At 38.9% G+C, this 226-nt stretch carries 1 protein-coding gene; it reads left to right on the top strand.

The window, feature by feature from the left end; translation table 11 throughout:
- Positions 1 to 226: phosphoribosyltransferase family protein (locus TCEL_RS11330; protein WP_040684070.1), on the top strand; the 226-nt coding region annotated here is incomplete at both ends.

Below are 226 nucleotides of genomic sequence, written 5' to 3'. Positions count from 1 at the left end.
TAGATTACATGCTCCTATTGCTATTATTGATAAGAGAAGACCTAAAGCGAATGTTTCTGAGATAATGAACGTAATTGGAGATGTAAAGGGTAAGGTTGCAATACTTGTGGACGATATGATAGATACAGCAGGAACAATTACAAATGCAGCAAATGCCCTAGCTGACTTAGGTGCAAAGGAAGTTTATGCTTGCTGTACGCATGCTGTTTTATCAGGTCCAGCAGTA

The organism is Thermobrachium celere DSM 8682 (assembly GCF_000430995.1).
GTDB lineage: Bacteria > Bacillota > Clostridia > Clostridiales > Caloramatoraceae > Thermobrachium > Thermobrachium celere.
This window is presented reverse-complemented; position numbering and strand designations above follow the sequence as displayed.